This is a genomic window from Micromonospora zhanjiangensis (genome assembly GCF_042650605.1).
GTDB classification, from domain to species: domain Bacteria; phylum Actinomycetota; class Actinomycetes; order Mycobacteriales; family Micromonosporaceae; genus Micromonospora_J; species Micromonospora_J zhanjiangensis.
Genome location: NZ_JBHSBN010000008.1, coordinates 159,828 through 176,810, shown reverse-complemented (window position 1 = coordinate 176,810; position 16,983 = coordinate 159,828). Strand labels below are relative to the sequence as shown.

17 protein-coding genes, 1 tRNA gene and 2 pseudogenes are annotated in these 16,983 nt (G+C 70.7%); 9 read left to right on the top strand and 11 right to left on the bottom strand.

The genetic code is table 11. The annotated features are described in order from the left end of the window. Nucleotides 1-50: 50 nt before the first annotated feature. Nucleotides 51-689, bottom strand: coding sequence for a uridine kinase family protein (locus ACFOX0_RS14605; RefSeq protein ID WP_377545739.1), 639 nt, complete (start codon nt 687-689; stop codon nt 51-53). A gap of 227 nt (nt 690-916) precedes the next feature. Between ACFOX0_RS14605 and ACFOX0_RS14600 the strand changes: the two genes are divergently transcribed. Further along, nucleotides 917-1,330 (top strand): rhodanese-like domain-containing protein, encoded by a 414-nt coding sequence (locus tag ACFOX0_RS14600; RefSeq protein WP_377545737.1) that lies wholly within the window; start codon nt 917-919, stop codon nt 1,328-1,330. Nucleotides 1,331-1,343: 13 nt separating this feature from the next. On the opposite strand, the gene ACFOX0_RS14595 is transcribed toward ACFOX0_RS14600, so the two are convergent. From ACFOX0_RS14595 to ssb, 3 genes and pseudogenes are all read right to left on the bottom strand, one after another. Beyond that, a complete protein-coding gene (locus tag ACFOX0_RS14595; protein WP_377545938.1) occupies nt 1,344-2,897 on the bottom strand; it encodes a cobyric acid synthase in 1,554 nt (517 codons plus the stop codon). Next, nucleotides 2,883-3,943 (bottom strand): annotated as a pseudogene (locus tag ACFOX0_RS14590) (cobalamin biosynthesis protein); the annotation flags it as partial. The gene ACFOX0_RS14595 and the pseudogene ACFOX0_RS14590, both read right to left, overlap by 15 nt. Before the next feature lie 707 nt (nt 3,944-4,650). Further along, nucleotides 4,651-5,310, bottom strand: a pseudogene (ssb, locus tag ACFOX0_RS14585) (single-stranded DNA-binding protein); the annotation flags it as partial. A 169-nt stretch (nt 5,311-5,479) separates the two neighbouring features. Between ssb and ACFOX0_RS14580 the strand changes: the two are divergent. Then, nucleotides 5,480-6,601: an alpha/beta hydrolase gene (locus ACFOX0_RS14580; protein WP_377545735.1), complete on the top strand. Its 1,122-nt coding sequence runs from the start codon at nt 5,480-5,482 to the stop codon at nt 6,599-6,601. Between the two features lie 570 nt (nt 6,602-7,171). Continuing rightward, nucleotides 7,172-7,244, top strand: a tRNA-Arg gene (locus ACFOX0_RS14575). A 117-nt stretch (nt 7,245-7,361) separates the two neighbouring features. On the opposite strand, the gene ACFOX0_RS14570 is transcribed toward ACFOX0_RS14575, so the two are convergent. After that, nucleotides 7,362-7,799, bottom strand: a complete 438-nt coding sequence (locus ACFOX0_RS14570) for a hypothetical protein (protein ID WP_377545733.1) — start codon at nt 7,797-7,799, stop codon at nt 7,362-7,364. 437 nt (nt 7,800-8,236) lie between these two features. Between ACFOX0_RS14570 and ACFOX0_RS14565 the strand changes: the two genes are divergently transcribed. Then, nucleotides 8,237-8,461 (top strand): GntR family transcriptional regulator, encoded by a 225-nt coding sequence (locus ACFOX0_RS14565; RefSeq protein WP_377545731.1) that lies wholly within the window; start codon nt 8,237-8,239, stop codon nt 8,459-8,461. Nucleotides 8,462-8,836: 375 nt separating this feature from the next. On the opposite strand, the gene ACFOX0_RS14560 is transcribed toward ACFOX0_RS14565, so the two are convergent. The 6 genes from ACFOX0_RS14560 to ACFOX0_RS14535 form a co-directional block, all read right to left on the bottom strand. After that, complete coding sequence (locus tag ACFOX0_RS14560) at nt 8,837-9,688, bottom strand: helix-turn-helix domain-containing protein (protein ID WP_377545729.1); 852 nt, start codon at nt 9,686-9,688, stop codon at nt 8,837-8,839. Then, nucleotides 9,669-10,187 carry a DUF6879 family protein gene (locus tag ACFOX0_RS14555; RefSeq protein ID WP_377545727.1) on the bottom strand — a complete coding sequence of 173 codons (519 nt, stop codon included), beginning with the start codon at nt 10,185-10,187 and terminating at the stop codon, nt 9,669-9,671. Before ACFOX0_RS14555 ends, ACFOX0_RS14560 begins: the two co-directional genes overlap by 20 nt. Then, nucleotides 10,171-10,389 carry a hypothetical protein gene (locus ACFOX0_RS14550; protein ID WP_101367898.1) on the bottom strand — a complete coding sequence of 73 codons (219 nt, stop codon included), beginning with the start codon at nt 10,387-10,389 and terminating at the stop codon, nt 10,171-10,173. The genes ACFOX0_RS14555 and ACFOX0_RS14550 overlap by 17 nt, the downstream gene beginning before the upstream one ends. A 306-nt stretch (nt 10,390-10,695) precedes the next feature. Beyond that, a complete protein-coding gene (locus ACFOX0_RS14545) occupies nt 10,696-10,917 on the bottom strand; it encodes a type II toxin-antitoxin system VapB family antitoxin (RefSeq protein WP_377545725.1) in 222 nt (73 codons plus the stop codon). Nucleotides 10,918-11,112: 195 nt separating this feature from the next. Further along, nucleotides 11,113-12,081, bottom strand: a complete 969-nt coding sequence (locus tag ACFOX0_RS14540; RefSeq protein ID WP_377545723.1) for an aldo/keto reductase — start codon at nt 12,079-12,081, stop codon at nt 11,113-11,115. Then, nucleotides 12,048-12,947 (bottom strand): EamA family transporter, encoded by a 900-nt coding sequence (locus ACFOX0_RS14535; RefSeq protein WP_377545936.1) that lies wholly within the window; start codon nt 12,945-12,947, stop codon nt 12,048-12,050. The genes ACFOX0_RS14540 and ACFOX0_RS14535 overlap by 34 nt, the downstream gene beginning before the upstream one ends. 167 nt (nt 12,948-13,114) lie before the next feature. On the opposite strand from ACFOX0_RS14535, the gene ACFOX0_RS14530 reads away from it, so the two are divergent. The 5 genes from ACFOX0_RS14530 (at nt 13,115) to ACFOX0_RS14510 (ending at nt 16,977) form a co-directional block, all read left to right on the top strand. Next, nucleotides 13,115-13,585 carry an Lrp/AsnC family transcriptional regulator gene (locus tag ACFOX0_RS14530; RefSeq protein ID WP_377545721.1) on the top strand — a complete coding sequence of 157 codons (471 nt, stop codon included), beginning with the start codon at nt 13,115-13,117 and terminating at the stop codon, nt 13,583-13,585. Nucleotides 13,586-13,638: 53 nt separating this feature from the next. Beyond that, nucleotides 13,639-14,445, top strand: a complete 807-nt coding sequence (locus tag ACFOX0_RS14525) for a class I SAM-dependent methyltransferase (protein WP_377545719.1) — start codon at nt 13,639-13,641, stop codon at nt 14,443-14,445. A 43-nt stretch (nt 14,446-14,488) separates the two neighbouring features. Then, a complete protein-coding gene (locus tag ACFOX0_RS14520) occupies nt 14,489-14,884 on the top strand; it encodes a CGNR zinc finger domain-containing protein (protein ID WP_377545934.1) in 396 nt (131 codons plus the stop codon). A 69-nt stretch (nt 14,885-14,953) separates the two neighbouring features. Beyond that, entirely contained in the window at nt 14,954-15,922 is a 969-nt protein-coding gene (locus ACFOX0_RS14515; protein WP_377545717.1) for an ankyrin repeat domain-containing protein, read from the top strand. A 497-nt stretch (nt 15,923-16,419) separates the two neighbouring features. Next, nucleotides 16,420-16,977 carry a hypothetical protein gene (locus ACFOX0_RS14510; RefSeq protein ID WP_377545715.1) on the top strand — a complete coding sequence of 186 codons (558 nt, stop codon included), beginning with the start codon at nt 16,420-16,422 and terminating at the stop codon, nt 16,975-16,977. Nucleotides 16,978-16,983 lie beyond the last annotated feature (6 nt).

Sequence of the window (16,983 nt, the reverse complement as noted above, 5' to 3'; positions counted from 1 at the left end):
TCCGGGCCGCCGGTCGGTCCGTCGTGCCCGATCGTGCCCTAACCTGCGGGTCAGGTAAATGGGCCGTCCGAGCCGCCTGCCCGGACATACCGGGTGGTCGGGTCGTGATTCAGCTCCGGTGCGCCGTCCACCACCAGGTCCGCGTGTTCGGCGGTCCGGTCGGCGGCGAAGTGGACATCCTCCCCCCGTCGCCAGCGGCGCAGGTGCGGCAACAGATGGTCACCGTCGCGGGCCAACGCCCGGTCCAGCCGCAACCGTTCCGGCGCGGTGACGAAGACGGCCAGGGTCAGCTCGGGCCGGATCGCCGCCCGCGCCGCGCTGACCCCTTCGAGCAGGACCACCGCGCCGGCCGGCACCGGCACCCACGCCGGGGTGAACTCTCCCCGCAGCCAGCTGTACCGACGGTAGCGGCCGGGCCGGCCGGCCCGCAACGGCGCCAGCACCCAGTCGTCCAGCCGGGGCCAGAAGGTGAACTGGTCGGACCAGCCGTCGAGCAGGTCGTCGGTGCGCACCACCGGCGGCGGCGTGCCGATCGCGGCCGCGAGCGCGCCGGCCAGCCGGCCGGTGAACACCGTCTTGCCGGCCCCGCTCGGCCCGTCGACGGCGACCAGCCGGGTCGCGCCGAGCCGCGCCGGCCCGGCGAGGATCCGCCGGGCCAGTTCGGCGTACGTCTCGGCCCGGCCCGTCATCGACGTTCCCCGCCCGGGTGCCGACCCGACCCGCCACCCCTTGACCCGGCCGGGGGTGTCCCGCCGTCGGGCAGGCAACCGGTCATCACGAGTTTCCGCACGTCCGTCAGTATCCCGGCGGAACGATTGTCGGCCCGGCGCAGCCGGAAGGTCGGCCGGCGTCACGCGATAGCTCGACAAATTCTCAATACCGGTCCCGGGCTTGCGGTGCCCGACACAATCGACGGGTGACCGAAGTCGTTGCCCCCGGAATAGACGCCCTGCTGGAACAGGCCCGCAGCGGTGTGCGGCGGCTGACCCCGGAGGAGACGGTGGCCGCGTCCCGGCGCGGGGCACTGATCATCGACACCCGGACCGAGGCGCAGCGCCGGGAGCAGGGCGAGTTGCCCGGGGCGATCGTCATCGACCGGACCGTCCTGGAGTGGCGGCTCGACCCGGGCTCGGAGTGGCGGATCCCCGAGGCGACCAGCTACGACATGGAGGTGGTGGTGGTCTGCCGGCAGGGCTACAGCTCCAGTCTCGCGGTGGCCACCCTGCGGCTGGTCGGCCTCTGGCGGACCACCGACATGATCGGCGGGGTCGAGGCGTGGCAGGCGGTCGGCCTGCCGCTGAACGCCGGCCCCGCCGACGTGCGTACCTGACGTCACAGTCGGTTCAGCCCGTCGCGCTCTTGGGTGCTGGCGGTGCGCCCGGCGGTACGAACGGCAGGTCGGCGGGTGGGCCGGACTCGATCAACCGCCACAGTGCGACGGTGTCGAGGTGCTCCTCGACCAGGTCGCCGAGCAGGTCCAGGGTGCGTTCACGGACGTCGGCGAAGGACGTGTCCGGGGCGACCCGGAAGCCGGCACGGCCCGCGACCCGCGCCGCCTCGGCGAGGAACCGGCGGCGGAACTCGTCGCCCTCGAACGCGCCGTGCCAGTGGGTGCCGGAGACCGGGCCCAGCACCGCGCCCTCGGGCCGCCCGTCGGCGTACGTCAGCAGGGGCGACAGGCCCGGTTCGGCCGCCGAGACGTACCCGTGGTGGATCTCGTAGCCGGTGACCGGGACCGACCCGTGGGCGATCGCCGTACCGTGTGACCGGGTCACCGTCTTGCGCCGGTCGAAGGTGATCTCGATCGGCAGCAGGCCGAGCCCGTCGACCGTGCCGCGTCCGCTCTCCACCTCGTCGTGCACGGCCCTGCCGAGCATCTGGAACCCGCCGCAGATCCCGAGCAGCGGCCGACCGTGCCGCACGTGCGCGCGCACCGCGTCGGCCAGGCCCGACCGGCGCAACCAGGCCAGATCCTCCACCGTGGACTTCGAACCGGGCAGCACGACCAGGTCGGCGTCCGCGATCTCGGCCGGCTCCACGGTCAGCCGGACCCGGACGCCGGGCTCGGTGGCGAGTGCCTCGACGTCGGTGGCGTTGGAGATCCGGGGCAGCCGCACCACGGCCACGTCCAGCCACTCGGTGCCCCGGGGCGGGGTGGGTCGGCCGAGCACCCGGCCGTAGGCGAGCGAGTCCTCGGCGTCCAGCCAGAGGTCCAGGTGCCAGGGCAGCACCCCGTACGTCGGTCGACCGGTGACGGCGGCCAGCATGTCCAGCCCCGGTCGCAGCAGTTTCCGGTCACCCCGGAACTTGTTGATCACGAATCCGGCGACCAGGGCCTGGTCGGCCGCGTCGAGCAGGGCGACGGTGCCGAACATCGACGCGAAGACGCCACCCCGGTCGATGTCGCCCACCACGATCGTGGGTAACCCCGCCTGCCGGGCCAGCCCGAGGTTGACGTAGTCGGTGTCCCTCAGGTTGATCTCGGCGGGACTGCCGGCGCCCTCGCAGATCACCACGTCGTACCGCTCGCGCAGCTCGGCCAGCGCGTCGTACGCGGTGCGGGCCAGCCGGGGCCGCAGCTCGCGGTAGTTGCCGGCGGTGAGGTCGGCGACCGCCTCGCCGAGCAGCACCACCTGGCTGGACAGGTCACTGCCCGGCTTGAGCAGCACCGGATTGAACCGTAGGTCCGGCGCCACCCCGCAGGCGGCCGCCTGCATCGCCTGGGCGCGCCCGATCTCGCCGCCGCGCCCGTCCGGACCGATCACCACCGCCGAGTTGTTGGACATGTTCTGCGCCTTGAACGGCGCCACCGTGACCCCGCGCCGGTACAGCCACCGGCAGATGCCAGCGGTGACCACGCTCTTGCCGGCGTCCGAGGTGGTCCCGGCGACGAGCAGCCCACCGCCGCTCACCGCCCGCCCCGCGAACCCGCCGCGGCCCGGGCGGCTCGGAACGCGGCCGGTACGGCGAGCGCCGCCAGGCTCGCCACGGCCAGCGCGCCGAGGCCGACCGCGCCGGACAGCCGGGCGGCCCGGCGGATGTGCCGATGCTCGGGCCGTGGACCGTCACCCAGGTACGGCCGCACCTCGGACCGCCCGAAGTACACGTTGCGCCCACCGAGCCGGACGTCCAACGCACCGGCCATCGCGGCCTCGCACTGCCCGGCGTTGGGGCTCGGGTGGTCGTGCCGGTCGCGCCGCCACACCCGCAGGGCCCGGCCCCGATCGCCGTGCGCCAGCGGGGCCGCCGCGACGGTGAGCAACCCGGTCAACCGGGACGGCACGAGGTTGAGCAGGTCGTCGAGCCGGGCCGCCGGGGTGCCGAACCGGGCGTACCGGGCCGAACGGTGGCCCACCATGGCGTCGAGCGTGTTGGCCGCGCGGTAGCCGAGCAGGCCGGGCAGCCCGGCCACGGCGCCCCAGAGCAGCGGCGCGACGACCGCGTCGGAGGTGTTCTCGGCGACCGACTCGACGGTGGCCCGGGCCAGCTCGGACTCGTCCAGCGTCGACGGGTCCCGCCCGCACAGGTGCCCGAGCCGGCGGCGGGCGGCCGGTACGTCACCCCGGCGCAGCGCCGTTGCCATGGTGCCGGCCTCCCGGCGCAGGGTCCGCCCGCCCAGCACGGTCCAGGTGGCCGCGGCCACCAGCGCCGTACGGGCCAACGGCCGGTGCCGGGTGACGGCCTGGGCTGCGGCGCCGGCCAGCACCGGCAGCCCGACGGCGAGCGCGGCATGGGCCATGCCCGCCGAGCGGCGGTCCCGGTACAGCCGACGCTCCAGGGCGCCCGCGGCCCGGCCGAAACCGGCGACCGGATGGAACCGGCGCGGGTCGCCGAGCAGCGCGTCCAACGCGTAACCGGCGAGCAGCCCGACCGCCGTGGCCGTCGCGCCGGCCGGGACCCGGGACCCGACCGGGCCCGGCGCGCGCCTGATCCCGGCTCGCATACCGATCACCTCCAGTGAACCTTTTTCGACCTCCCCCTACGGACCGTCGCCGCCAAGGTCGAAGGCGGCGCTTGCGCGCCGCGCGGTTTCAGGTTGAAAGGGTTCAGTGCTGGAACCTTACGGGCCGGACGCGGTGGAGGATCGGGGCGGTGGGCACGCTCCCGTTCCTCCACCGCCGCACCGACCCTGCCGCGGGATCGGTGCCCGCCGACCGGACGGTGCCCCCGGACCGGCCACCCGTGAGGAGAACGGTGACCGGCCCGATCGTCCGGGGCGGAGTGTGTCGGCCGACGGCCCGACGCGGCCCGCCGGCCGGACGGTCAGCTCGGCACCGGCACGCGGCCCCGCCCCCGGCGACCCCGACCGGTCGTCCCGGCCACCGGCTCGACGCCCTCCGGCGCGGGCGACCCGTCACCGGCCGAGCCGGCGACCGGCTCCGCACCCTCCGCCGCAGCCGGCCCGCCGGCTCGGCCGGCCCCCGATGGCACGCCGTCCGACGCGGCCGAGCCGTCGCCGGCCTGGCCGGCCGCCGGTTGCCCGCCGTCCCACCCCTTGCCCTCCACCGGCTCGGCGCCGCCGCGCGTCCCGGCACCGGAGTCACCGTCCGGCGAGTCGGTCGACGACGGCGTGGCCGGGGCGGACATCGGCTGGTGGCCGCGCGCCGATGACCAGCCCGACCCGGTCACCGGCAGGTCGCCGAACCCTCCGGCCCGGGAGCCGTCGATGTCGCCACCCGGGAAATCCTCGGCGTTGCCGCCCCGGGACGCGTCGCCGCCCCGGAAACCGTCGGCGTCGTCGGCGCGGAAGCCGACGAAGCTCTCCGACCGCAGACCGGCGTAGCTCTCCATCGGCAGGCCGCCGATCTCGTCGAAGTCGGCGTCGTCGTCGAACGGCAGGTCGCCCCGCCGGGCCGGCGCGTCCTCGTCGGCCACCGCCTCGGCGACCTCGCCGCGCACCCGGGCCTCGGCCTCGGCGTCCTCGACCGCACTGGTCGCCAGCGTCGGACGGTTACGGGCGAACTTGCCCCGACCCCGGGACAGGTCGTGCCCGACGGCGACGGCCTCCAACTCGTACAGGGTGCGGTGGTTACCCGCGTCGTCGGTCCAGTCCCGGGTGTAGAGCCGGCCGACCACCACTATCGGGTCGCCCACCATCACCGAGGAGGCGACCCCCTCGGCCAGCTTGCGCCAGCAGTTCACGCGGACGCGCAGCGAATTGCCGTCCACCCAGCGGTTGTTGTCCCGGTCGAGTCGACGGGCCGTCGATGCGACCTTGAAGTTGGCCACCAGCGTGCCGCTCTGCGTCGTGCGCCGCCACTCCGGCGCGGTCAGGACGTTACCTACCACGGTCACGTGCGTATCGAACATCTTCTCTCCAGGTGTTCCACGGCCTACGGTCCGAGTCGACTCGCCGCCCAGCCTGGACCCCGCCCGGGCCCGCCACCAGCCCCGGCGGGCCGGGCTGTGGACAACCCGACCGACTGTGGAAAACGCCCTGATCAAGCACAACCGTGGTATGGCGCGGTAGCGTCGGATCGTGGATCCGGATGTGCTGGGTGAGCCGTACGAATGCCAGACGATCGACCTCGGCCGGGACGACGAGGGCCCGGTCGTGGCCACCCTGGTCCGCCGTCGGGCCGAGCGGCCGACCGGCCGCGCCGTGCTCTACGTGCACGGGTACGTCGACTACTTCTTCCAGACCCACCTGGCCGGCTTCTTCGTCGACCGGGGCTGGGACTTCTACGCCATTGACCTGCGCAAGTACGGCCGCAGCCTGCTGCCGCACCAGACCCCGAACTTCTGCCGCGACCTGAGCGACTACCACCCGGAACTGGACGCCGCCGCGGAGATCATTCGCGCCGACGGCAACCACACCCTGCTGGTCAACGGCCACTCCACCGGCGGCCTGATCGCCGCACTCTGGGCGCACGACCGGCGCGCCGACGGCATCGTCGACGGCCTCTTCCTGAACAGCCCGTTCTTCGACTTCAACGCGCCCTGGTTCGTCCGCCGGCCACTGGCGGCGGCAGTGTCCCGGCTGGGGCCCGTCTCGCCGTACCGGATCGTCCCGCTCGGGCTCAATCCCGTGTACGGGCAGAGCCTGCACGCCGACCACCGGGGCGAGTGGCACTTCGACCTCACCTGGAAGCCTCTGGGCGGCTTCCCGGTCCGGGTGGGCTGGCTGGCGGCGATCCGGCGGGCGCAGGCGCGGCTGCGGGCCGGGCTGGAGATCCCGGTGCCGGTGCTGCTGGCCTGCTCGTCCCGCAGCTTCCGGGGCAGTAGCTGGCACGACTCGGCCGCGCTGGCCGACGCGGTGCTCGACGTGGAACACATGGTCCGCTGGGCGCCCCGGCTCGGCCGGCACGTCACCCTGGTCCGCTTCGACGGCGGCATGCACGACCTGACGCTGTCCGGCCCGGCCGTACGCGGGCAGGTGTTCACCGAGGTCGGCCGCTGGGTGGACGCTTTCGTCGTACGGGATCGGGTGTTGCGGGAATCCCCGGACGGTGCCGAGGTCAGTATTCCCGGCGGGCCTGTTCCGGCTCCGCCCGGCGCTGGGTCGGCGGCCGGTACGGCTGGCCGGTCGGCGCCGGGGTCGGCGCCGGCGGACGCAGCGTCTGCCACTTCCCGTCCCGCCACACCAGCAGATCCCGGCTGAGCAGGTGATCGTCGCCGGCGAAGAAGACCCGGTCGACCGCCCGCCGGGCCTTGGCCAGGCCGGGCCGGGACTCGCTCCCGGTGACGATCACCACGTCCCGGGCCGGCACCCCGACGATCAGCTCGCCGGGCACCGAGTCCTCCAACTCGTACCAGAACTCGTCGACCAGCAGCGCGCTGGACTCCAGGCCGTCGAAGGAGAGCATCAGCGCCGGCGGCTGACCGTGGATCCGCAGCCGGACCATCGCGTGGCTGAGGTTGTCCAGGGCGATGCGCCGCACGGCCCGCCGACTGAACCCCAACTCGTCCATGTCCGTCCAGGTGACCAGCCGTTCCCCGTACGGAGGCCCGAACGAGTACCCGACCGCGATGTCATCGACGAACTCCTCCAGAAGATGATCATCTTCGAGTTGCTCGTCGAGGATCGAGACCAGGACGGGGAGAAACCGGGTGCTCGTCACCTGCACGTCTGAAAACCTAGTATGTGCTGGCCGGACAGTCATCCCCGTTCGGCCGGACGACCTGTACTGGCCGTTCGGTCACCCGGGTACCCTTCTGGCGCACCACGCCGGCGCCCGTAGCTCAGCGGATAGAGCAGGGGACTTCTAATCCCAAGGCCGCAGGTTCGAATCCTGCCGGGCGCACACGTATTCATGAGGAGAAACAGCTTTACGGTCAGCTTGCAAGATCGGCCGGACCCACCGTGACCAGCGGTTGACCAGCGTGCCTCGACGCCACGCACGGCTTGGCCGGGTCCGATCCTACGGTTCCAGCAGTGGCAGGTTCTTCGGCCACTTGCGGGTAACCCGCGGTGCGCCGACCTGGGGGCGGGGTGCAGGTGTACCGCGGGTGGCAGGTGCCTTTCGCTGTGGTCTTGGCTCAGGTTCGAGGTGGCTACCGACCGCGTCGGGTGCAGGTCGGCGCGGGGCCGATTGGCGCGGGGCCGGCGGTCGGGTGGGGCGAACCGGTCGGGCGGGTGCCCGGTGTACGTAGTGCAGGCCAGCCACCTGCACGAATACTTCTCGCTTGTTGATGGCTTCGCCGGTGTGGTCGAGCACGTATCCGGTGAGCCAGATCCAGCCGTGGTAGGTCGGCTTCGGATCCACGCTGGTCACGCGCATCAGCAGGGCACGGTCGCCGCCGAACTGCACGCTCGCTGCCGCGCCGATTCTGACCACGTCGCCGGTCTGCGGGTTCATGAGGGCCAGTGCCCTCGGTTGATGGGGATCCGGTGTCGTGCGCGGCAGGGCAGTTCTGCTCCGCAGCGGCAGACGCGGCGCCATTTGGTCCATGACCACACTGGTCGGTGTCGGCGGGCGAATGTCATCGCGGTGGCGGTCAGGTATTCGTCGTAGCGGATCCGGGCCATGCGTGCTCCCTTGTGGAAGGGCAGGGCGGCCGAGGTCCGTTCCTCCCGACCGCCCCGCCCCAGCTCATGAGGAACCGTCAGGGCGACGGGATCCGCGTCGCCCTGACGGGGCTAGCCACCGGTTTGCCGAACCAAGGGGTCAGCCACGAGCAAACCTACGTCAGATGGTGACGCTGGTAAACCCGCGACACGCGATTTTTCTACGCCACTTGCTGACGCAGGTTCGGTTGTGATCAGATGGGAGAGCCGAACCAAGGGGATACCGCCATGCCCTCAAGCAAGCCGGACTTTCGCCGGATCGCGGACGAAATCACCGCGCAGATCAAGAGCGGCGAACTCGCCCCCGGGGCGAAGCTGCCGAGCACCAGCAAGCTCGCCGACCAGTACGGCGTGAGCGTGACGACGGCGTACCGGGCCGTCTCACTCCTGCACGACCGCGACCTGGTCCTCGGCCAACCCGGACGAGGCGTCTACGTCGCGGAGAAGGATTAGTCCCTCAGTCCGTGGGCCACCAGGGAGTCACCGACGCCGCCAGCGGAAGAGGTTCGGTGTCAGCCGGGGAGCCCTTGGCAGCGTGGATGCGCCACACTCCGGGCACCATCGCTCTTTGACCTTGAAGCTGAACAGTCCTGCCAGGAATCCCAGTAGTACCGCGCTGATCAAAGCACCGAGCGTCATCACGAGTCACCCTTCGCCTGCTTGCGGGTGGCTGCCGGACGAACCCGTTGCCGCGGGCCGTCCGACAGCCTGAGGGGAACCCGGCAACCGACCCCGTCTTTGGCGCTGGCGTCCGTCCTACCGAAGTTCCGCAATGACGGTATGAGCGGACCGCCAGCGGAGTCCATGATGTTGCGAACTGTTGCGACGCTAACCCAACTGTTCGATGGTATGGCCGATCAATGCTCGCGCCTCGGGGCCGTACACGGCCGAGACCTGGAGGCGATCGAACATCCCGGCGTACAACTCGATCTCGTGTGGCCGGGTGACCTCGATGCTCGCCGTGGGGGTCTCCAGCGCGACCAGCAGGTTGTCAAAGATCCAAAAGCCGGTGGACGCCACTGCCGGGCGTTCGGTCATCATGGGGATGATGCCCACCGAGACGTTCGGCAGTGACATCACTGCGAGCAGTCGGTCCAGCTGCCCGGCCTGGGTGGTGGCGTCCCCGAACCAGGTACGCAGCACCTGCTCTTCCAAAACCACCACGAACCGCTTACCGCGCTGGTAGAGCACCTGCTGACGCTCCATCCGCACCGCCACGGCCTCGTCCACGTCGTTCGGTGTCTCCAGGAAGTCGATCCAGAACGACAGCATCGCAGCCGTGTAGTCGGCGGTCTGGAACAGCCCGGGGATGACGTTGTGCTCGTAGATCCGGAACACCGACGTCTGCTCGTACAGGGCTAGAGTGTGCGCGCCGAGCACCCGCTTCATGCCCGCCCGGCTCTGCCGCCGGAACTCCAGGTAAGCCGACTCCACCGTTCGCAGCGTGGCGGTCAGATCCGCGATTTGGTCTTCGGCGTTGCAGGCTTGGCACCAGGCGCGGATGTCGTTGTCGGTGGGCGGCTGAACACCGTGTTCGATCTTGCTGACCCGGGTGAAGTGCTGCCCGGTCAAGGCCGCCAGCGCCCGCCCCGTAAGCCCCGCCTCCTTGCGCAGCTCACGGAGGCGAACGCCGAGTGCCTCTTGGCCCTGGCGGGCGGCGCTAGACGGGTTGGTAGTCACGGTGCGGGATGGCCAACCGCCATACGGATTCAAAGGCGGACCGGCATAACCGCAGGTCGTGTGGATCGGTGGAGGCCACCCGGTCCACCGCCAGGCCGTGGCCGGCGTAGATGAGGAAGACCGCCAAGCGGTCGTCGAACAGGTAGTAGTCGTTCCCTGGGAGCGCCAGCGACGACACCAACCGGCGTGGCACCCAGCGGATGTCCTCACCAGCGTCCACCATGGGCTGCGCAATGCTGTACGACCAGCGCTGATAGTCGCTCAGTGGCTCAGAGACGATGCGCGCCCGGCGCACCGACCGGCCCGCCTTGACGTGCTCGCGCAGGCTCTCGCACCAGCCTGCCAGCCACGCCAGGTCATCCGGCTCGCCCACAGCCCACTTGGCCATGTGCGGCAACTCGACCGCAGTGCCATAGGCATCGCGTGTCTCCAGGTGGATGGCGTCGCGCTCGAAGCTCACCAACAGCCGCTCGAACTCTGCCTCACTGATCGAGGTCACGATCCCCCTGCCTGAAGAACTGGAGCATCCGGTCTGGGATCTCCACGCACGACTCACCCTCCGGAATTCTCATCTGCGCCAACACCGCCGGGTCCGAGACCACCCACCCTTGCACCACCCAACTCTCCCGGTCGGTGCGGTACACGGTGGGCGAGCCGGTCGGGTTCGACTCCGGATCCTTGCCGATCAACGTTAGGCGCATGGCCACTCCCTGTCCTGCCGGTTGCGGGATGTTGCGACTTGGCCATCCTGAGGGCGGGCATGGATGGCGTCAAGGAGTAGGCAAAGGATTGCACATGGTGACAGCAAAGGGTTGCCGAGCCTTCTAGTGCGGCTTGCAAGAACCTGGATCAGGCACGCCTTCTCACCATGTCTCCGCGGATGGCTGCGCAGGCACAGATCATCGGATCCACACAGGAAGGCGCTCGATGCGCCCCGGCTCAAGCCGTCCCCACGGCCAGGTCTCGTAGCAGACGCCAGAGTGCCGACGAATCGGCCAGGTACCGCATCACGCAGCCGGCGCCTTGCCTGCCGCATGCATCTCCTGCCAACCCTCGAAGTCCCAGCCCTGGGCGACAGCCGAATAATGATCAAGCGCCGCGATACGGCGATGGCGGGTCGCGTACTCGCGTAGTGCGAGGTTGACCGCTTCCTTCTTGCTATTCGCACCTGACAATCGCATTGTCTCGGCGAGGGCTTCCTCGTCGAGATCAATTTGAGTCACAGCCATCGGACCCCCTGTTGGCAATGTTGGTCGAGCCCAAACATTCCCAACATCGCACCTCGCCGGTATCGGATCAACGTCCCAGGTCACTGTGTTACCCGGCGCATGTACCTGCTGCCTGGATCCAGCCGGTCCAGCGGTTCCGATTCTGACGCCAGTGCCGACGATCTTGCTCGTCCAGGTCGCCTCAGCGGTCGTCGACTACGAGTAGCCGTACGGTGCGCGGGGGCGGTACGGGGCTTCCAGCCTGGCCATCTCCTCGTCACTGAGGGTCAGCTCCACGGCGGCCAGAGCGTCGTCGAGGTGGTGGGGCTTGGTCACGCCGACGATCGGCGCGCTGACCGGCGTTTTGCCCAGCAGCCAGGCCAGCGCGACCTGGGCGGGTGGTCGGGTGTGTCCGGCCGCGACGGTGCGCAGCGCGTCGATGATGTCGGCGTCGTTGTCGTCAACACGCTGCGATCCGTCGGCCCGCTCGGCGGTCGCGCGAGGTGTGTCGCGACGGCCACCGACGAGCAACCCCCGGGCGAGCGGGCTGTACGGCAGGACGCCGACGCCCTGATCGGCGCAGAGCGGCAGCATCTCCCGTTCCTCCTCGCGGTAGGCGAGGTTGTAGCGCGTCTGCATCGACACGAACCGGGTCCAACCGCCTGCCTGCGCGGTGTACTGGGCCTTCGCGAACTGCCACGCGTACATCAGGGACGCGCCGAGGTAACGCACCTTGCCGGCACGGACGACATCGTGCAGCGCCGCCATAGTCTCCTCGATCGGTGTCTCGGAGTCCCACCGGTGAATCTGGTACAGGTCGATGTAGTCGGTGCCCAGCCGCCGTAGCGAGGCGTCGACGGAATCCATGATGTGTTTGCGGGACAGGCCGCGGTCGTTGGGCCCCGACCCCATCGGGTAGAAGAGCTTGGTAGCGAGCACGTAATCGCCGCGGCGAGGAAAGAGCTTGCCGAGCAGCCGCCCGGTGAGCTGCTCGCTCACCCCGCCGGAGTACATGTCGGCGGTGTCGAAAAAGGTCACGCCGGCGTCGACGGCGTGCCGGACGATCGGCTCGGCGGCGTCCTCGGACAGAAACCACGGCTCGGCGGCGGGATCACCGAAGCTCATCATGCCCAGGCCGATGCGGGAAACCTTCAGGCCGGACGAGCCGAGCCGGACGTAGCGCATTCTGATTCCTTCCGATCGGTCACCATGGACGGACGTTGGTGGATCGCAACCGCCATCGTCACCAGCGCCACTCCGAGCAAATCGGGCACCGTCGGCGGTTGGGCGAGAACGAGCAGACCGATGACCGTCGCGGAGGCCGGCAAGATGCTCAGCATCAATGCGAAGGTCGCCCGGCGAAGCCGGGCCATGGCAAGTTGGTCGGTCACGTACGGAATGACCGAGGAGCAGACGCCGACCGCGACACCGGCCATCAGCCAGCCGGGGTGGCGGAAGGCCGGCGCCGCGCCGGACAGGCACAGCGGCGTGGTCACGACCGCCGCGATCAGCATGGCGGCACCGAGTTGGTCGACGCCCTCCCATCGGGAGCCGTCGCGTGGTGCGGTGTTGGCGACCCGGTGGCCGAGGATCAGGTAGAGCATGAACAGCGCGCAGTTCACGAAGGCGAACCCGAAGCCGAGTGGTGTGCCCGCCAGCCGGATGTCAGTGAGCGTGACCACGCCGGCCACGGCGAGCCCGACCGCGAGTGTGTTACGCAGGCTTCTCACCCCGGCGGCGGCCAGGACGACAACCCCGAGGAACTCGATCGAGCCGACCGTGGCCAGTGGTAACCGGGCGATTGCCAGGTAGAACGTCGTGTTCATCGCCGCCAGCACCACGCCCAGCGCCAGCAGGACCCGGCGTTGCCGGGTGGTCAACCGTCGCCACAGTCGCCATGGACGTCGCCATACCGCGAACACCAGGGCCGCGCTGGCGATCCTGAGCCAGGCGACCCCGAACACATCCAACCGGGCGAACAGCAGCACGGCGAACGCCGGGCCGAGGTAGTGGAAGACGGCGCTGACCGCGATGCACGCCGGCGCCACCAGCCCGGCCGCACGACCGGACGCAGGCGTGGGCGAGGTTCGCTCGCCGCCCGCCACCGCCACATCTTTCACGCGAGTATCTTCCAAAGCGCGAAGCGGACCGTGAAGGGCAAAATTAAGGAGGAAGACGCGACTTGCCTAGAGATTCAAGGCCAGAAGGCCCTAGTTCCTTGAATAGCCAGATCAAGCTTCTAGATACCGTCAACGTGCGCATTTTGTCCGAATTGCAGGCCGACCCGCGCCTGTCGATGTCGGAGCTGGCCCGCCGCGTCGGCATGTCCGCGCCGGCGGTCACGGAGCGGGTACAGCGGCTGGAAACCGCCGGCGTGATCGCCGGGTATCGGGTAGACATCGATCCCGCCGCGCTCGGCATGCCGGTAACCGCCTTGGTACGCATCCGGCCCGGCCCCGGCCAACTACCCAAGATCGCTCGGGCCGCGCAGGAAACGGAACAGGTGGTCGAGTGCTATCGGGTCACCGGAGAGGACTGTTTCCTCCTCAAGGTTCACGCGCCTTCCATCGGTGAACTCGAGGAAATCCTCGACCGGTTCCTCCTCCTCGGGCAGACGACCACCTCCATCGTGGTCTCCACGCCCGTCCCCGCGCGACCACTGCCGCCGCCCACTCCGGCGCCTGAATAGCGCAGCGAGCGAGCACATCGACAGACGTGGTCCTCACGGTATCGTTTGGCGACGTGGAACTCGTTGGGGTTCAGAAGACTCTCAGCCCCGTTCTCAAGGCCAAGGCACTGGACAACCGGCTGCCGGCCCCGATCCTCGGCGACGCATACGCCGAGCAGACGATGCGCCGCCTCGACCCCGGCTACGACAGGGGCAGATTCGGCGCCAGTCAGGTGGGCCTCGCCGCCGTGGTGCGCGCCAAGGCGCTCGACGACTGGGTCCGAGGCTTCCTCGCCGACCACCGCGAGGCGGTCGTGCTGAACCTGGGCTGCGGCCTCGACGCCCGGGTGTACCGGATCGATCCGCCCACCACGGTGGACTGGTACGACCTGGACCATCCGCCCGTGATAGAGCTGCGGCGGCAGTTCCTGCCGCCGCGCGGGCACTGCACCTTGATCGGCTCCGACGTCACCGATCTCACCTGGTTGGAGAGTGTTCCCCGTGGCCGGCCGGTGCTGGTGATCGCCGAAGGGTTGGTGCCCTACCTGACAGCGGCGGACGCCCGGCTGCTGCTGACCAGCGTCGTCGATGCCTTCCCCACCGGTCAGCTGCTCTTCGACACGGTTTCGGTTTCGGCGTGCCGCGCCTCGAAGTGGGATCCGCTCGGGCGCAGGTACAACGCACAGTTCCACTGCGGCTTCGATGATCCAGCCGCGCTGGCCGATTGGCACCCGCGGCTCGAATACGTCGACGAGGCACCGATGAACGACTCGCCGGTGCTGATGGCCAAGGCCCCCGCGGGTGTCCGCCGCCTGTACCGCCTCATGAACCTGCTGCCGGGATTCAGACGGTCCAGCCGTATCCTGCGGTTCCGATTCTGACGCCAGCAGCAACTGCACCGTCACTCAACGTGGACGATCAGCTCTGACCCCAATTCCTCGTTCCCGCGCAGCAGGCGTCGTCGCAGCCTTCGGTACCGGTTTCGGCCAGCAGGGTGCCGCCCCGCCACGGCCGGCACTGGAAGCACTCAACGAGGCGCTGCGCGCCGCGCCCGCGTACCCCCGGATGCGCTGGACCGGTGCGGCCGTGACAGTCGCGGTGGCCCGCAGCGGCGACGCGCGCCGCGACCTGTACGCGGAGCTGGCGCAGGCCGCCGCGGACCTACTCGGCGACCCGGCCGTGACCCGGGTCCGCGGCTGCGCGGGCGCGAACTGCCGCCTGCTGTTCCTGCCCGCGCACCCGAACCGCCGCTGGTGTTCCCCCGACACCTGCGGCAACCGGGCCCGGGTGGCCCGCCACTACCGAAGGCACCGCGGCTGACCGGCGGAGCGTGTCGGTGGCTGTCGATAGCCTCGGCAGATCATCGGCAGCGGCACGGGAGGGTCGGGCATGGTCGACGACGGCGGGTGGGACCGGTGGAGCTTGTGGATCTGGTCGGATCCGGCTGAGGTGCGGGCCCGGCTCGCGGCCGGCGCCGATCCGAACTCCCCGACCGTGCGTCCGCTGCACGCGGCGGCCGAGTGGGGCTCCGCCGAGGTGGTCGCGGAGCTGGCGGCTCGGGTCGACAACATCGACGTCGAGTACGACGGCCGCACCGCGTTGTGGGTCGCCGTCCAGGCCGGCAAGCCGGACACCGCCCGGGTGCTGGTCGCGGCCGGCGCGGACCCGTGGCGGCCGATGATGGCCGGCTGGTCACCCGGTCGACTGAGCCTGGCCGGCCCGACCCCGGACCTCTTCCCCACCCCGCCCGACGGTCAGGGGCTGTCGCCCGCCGAGGTGGCCGCCGCGGCCGAAGCCCGCCGGCTGGTCGGCGTGCTCGGTGACCTCCACTACGAGGGGCTCAGCCTGTGCTGCGTGAGCGGCGTCGACGCGGCCGAGGCGGTGCGCCGGCTCGGGGCGACGACCCTGGAGTACGACGACCCGGAGGCGGTGGGCGAGCACTTCGAGGACGACTCGTTGAGCGACGCGGCCCTGCTGACGGTCGGCGTCACCGACGTCCCGGGCGGTTGCGTGGTGTGCCAACCCTGGGCGTACGGGGCGTCCACCCCCGTGGTGTCCCAGCTGTTGTCGGCCGGCACGGTCTGCTACGCGATGTACGCCAACCCGAAGAGCGGCAACCAGGGCAGCATCTGCCGGGACGGCCGGTTCGACGGCTGGGACCTGCATCCCGGTGGCGGCTGGTCGGCCGCCGGCGACCCGGCGGACGACATCCTGCGCACCTACCTCCACCGGCACAAGGCCATCGCCTACTGCTGCGCCTACGCGGACCTGCGGCCCACCGACCCGCGTCCGTTCGGCCACACCCCGGACCGCTGGGTACGGCTGCCGCAGCGCGACTACTGGAAGCACACCGACTGACCGTTCCCGGACACGGTGCCATCACCCGACGGAGGCGGTCCCGCTCCGAGCGGCGCCGATGCGGCGAACACCCAGCGTGTCCACAATTGACAGTCGTGGGCGCGATCCTCAATTTATGATCAAGTGCTTACCGGGATGGGCATCGGCGGCGGTTACCGGTCGTAGCGTACGGATCAGCAATGATCTGCACGACCGGAAGAAGTCCGATGATCGGGAAACGCGTCACAGACTCGTACAGCCCGTCGGGCACCGCCTGACACCGGTGGCTCCGCCGCGTCACCGGTGAACGACCCGGGCCGAACGCCGCGACGGCTGCAACGGACCGGCCCGGGCCGGACGGTGCGGGGCACGGGCCCTCCCCCGGGCCCCGCACCGCCTTCCCCGCCGGGGTGAAAACGGCGGACCGACCCACCCGCGGTCGGCGCGAGCCTAGTCACCCCGGCCGGAGGGTGGGAAACACGTCGCCCATCGACGCCCGTACTGCCATCCTCGACGCCATGACCGATGCCGCCCCGACCTGGCGGAGCCCGCGCCTCGCCGAGGTCGTCGCCGGCCTCGACGCCGAGATCCGGCGGGCGTGGGCGGGCCTGCTGCGTGATCGCGACGTCGCCCCGGACTCGCCGGAGGAAACCGAACTGGCCCGGCTCGTCGCGGACGATCCCTCGGCGTACGACTGGCGGACGGTCGACGGGGCGATCGACCGGTTGCGCTGTCCGGACTGCGGATCGCGGCTGACCGGCGGCCCGGCGACCTGCGGGACGTGCGAATTCCACCACCGGATGCGGTTCGGCGCGCGGGAGGTCGACCGGCCGGGCGTCCCGCCGGGAAACGAACACGCGATACGGGTGGCGACCGCGGTGGCCCGCGCCCGGCACCGGTACTCGCCCCGGGCCCGGGCCGGCTACGAGCTGCTGCTACCGGACCTGGTCGCCGGCGCGCTGCCCACCACCCCGCAGGCCCAGTCCGCCAAGGCACTGATCAACAAGCTGACGCCGGCCGAGTGCGACCGGGTGACCAGCCTCGCCGACGTACGGCACCTGGCCGCCGACCGCTGAACCCGC

Excerpts from the sequence above, each read along its gene's own strand:
- ACFOX0_RS14540 (WP_377545723.1), bottom strand. The coding sequence starts at position 12,081 with ATGCGCTACGTCCGGCTCGGCTCGTCCGGCCTGAAGGTTTCCCGCATC.
- ACFOX0_RS14545 (WP_377545725.1), bottom strand. The coding sequence starts at position 10,917 with ATGGCTGTGACTCAAATTGATCTCGACGAGGAAGCCCTCGCCGAGACA.
- ACFOX0_RS14565 (WP_377545731.1), top strand. The coding sequence starts at position 8,237 with ATGCCCTCAAGCAAGCCGGACTTTCGCCGGATCGCGGACGAAATCACC.
- ACFOX0_RS14510 (WP_377545715.1), top strand. The coding sequence starts at position 16,420 with ATGACCGATGCCGCCCCGACCTGGCGGAGCCCGCGCCTCGCCGAGGTC.
- ACFOX0_RS14605 (WP_377545739.1), bottom strand. The coding sequence starts at position 689 with ATGACGGGCCGGGCCGAGACGTACGCCGAACTGGCCCGGCGGATCCTC.
- ACFOX0_RS14570 (WP_377545733.1), bottom strand. The coding sequence starts at position 7,799 with ATGAACCCGCAGACCGGCGACGTGGTCAGAATCGGCGCGGCAGCGAGC.
- ACFOX0_RS14550 (WP_101367898.1), bottom strand. The coding sequence starts at position 10,389 with ATGCGCCTAACGTTGATCGGCAAGGATCCGGAGTCGAACCCGACCGGC.
- ACFOX0_RS14515 (WP_377545717.1), top strand. The coding sequence starts at position 14,954 with ATGGTCGACGACGGCGGGTGGGACCGGTGGAGCTTGTGGATCTGGTCG.